Raw genomic sequence first — 1,395 nt, 5'->3', positions numbered from 1 at the left:
TAATGCAGATCGTTTAAGCTAATTGAACGATCTTTCAAAGGGCTCATAATAGGCTACAACAGAAGTTGTGGCCTATTTTTATGTCTGAATTTATTAAAGAATTACACCTTACGACTGAGTTTTGCCAAGATCGTGATATTGATTCGTTCACTAAGCACATTCCCCTTGAGTGGATTGAAGAAGCTGTTACCCAAACAGGAAGAGCCTCTGTACGCAAACGACGCTTCCCCGCCGAACAAGCCGCTTGGCTTGTGTTAGGAATTGGTTTATTAAGAAACCGCTCAATATCTGAAGTCTGTGACAAACTAGATCTCGCTTTTCCTGACGCAAAAGGAGAGCTTCTACCATTGGCGACCAGCAGTATTATAAAAGGGAAAGAAAAGCTAGGCGCAGCGCCTATGAAACACCTTTTTAAACATACAGCAACGCAGTGGGAGCAGTCGCAAACTTTTGATGACGTGTGTGGTTTAAAGCTGCTAAGCGTTGACGGTACACAATTTAAAACCCAAGATACGCCGAGTAACCGTCATTTTGGCTATGCTCAATCGACAACGAACTTCCCCTCAGTACTTGCTGTAACCTTGATGTCGACAAGAACGCATTTAATATCCGATGCAGCGTTTGGCCCCATTACTCAAAGTGAAATTCATTATGCTCAACAGCTTGTTGGCTCAGCACCTGAACATTCACTAACTCTATTTGATAGAGGTTTCTTTTCGGCTGAACTATTCACGAGCTGGCAAGGTGTTAGCGAAAATCATCATTGGCTTACGCCCATCAAAAGTAAAATGCGCTATGAAATAACGGAATCATTTAGCGATTACGACCACTTAATAACAATGCCTATTTCGCCACAAGCTAAAAAATCAGCCCCTTACCTAGGTGATACATGGCAAGCAAGGCTTATTCAAATTCCGACACCTAAAGGTGAAATAAAAGGGTTCATCACCTCATGCGCCTGTCCAGAAAAGTACCCGCTAAAAGCGCTACTCGATGTTTATTGGCAACGATGGGAAATAGAGCGAGGATATGGTGAGCTCAAGCAATATCAATTATCTAATAAGCCAGCGCTACGGAGCTTGAAACAGGAAGGTATTTATCAAGAGCTCTGGGGTATTCTGACGTCATACAATATCGTGAGACTTGAAATGGCAGAGATGGCTAAAGCCCATAAAGTGGAGCCATTACGCATCAGTTTCATAAACGCATTATACCTGATACAAGACGAGTTTTTATGGTGCTCAGGTCGAAGCCCCGGGACAATCCCTAAAAAGCTAAAAGAACTACGTGAAAACGGTAAACGGCTAATATTACCGGAGAAAAGAAAGCGAAAAGCTTATCCGCGAACGGTGCTCGCAAAGACACAAAAATATCCAGTTAGGTATAAACGAAAAA

General features: G+C 42.5%; 1 protein-coding gene. It reads left to right on the top strand.

From position 1 onward, the window contains the following. Positions 1-80: 80 nt before the first annotated feature. The coding region (locus H4J50_RS18905; RefSeq protein WP_259366305.1) for an IS4 family transposase at positions 81-1,395 on the top strand (1,315 nt) is incomplete at its 3' end.

This window comes from Colwellia sp. 6M3, assembly GCF_014077595.1.
In the GTDB taxonomy this organism is placed as follows: Bacteria; Pseudomonadota; Gammaproteobacteria; order Enterobacterales; family Alteromonadaceae; genus Cognaticolwellia.
The sequence above is the reverse complement of the archived record's forward strand: the minus strand, read 5'-3'. Positions and strand labels throughout refer to the sequence as shown.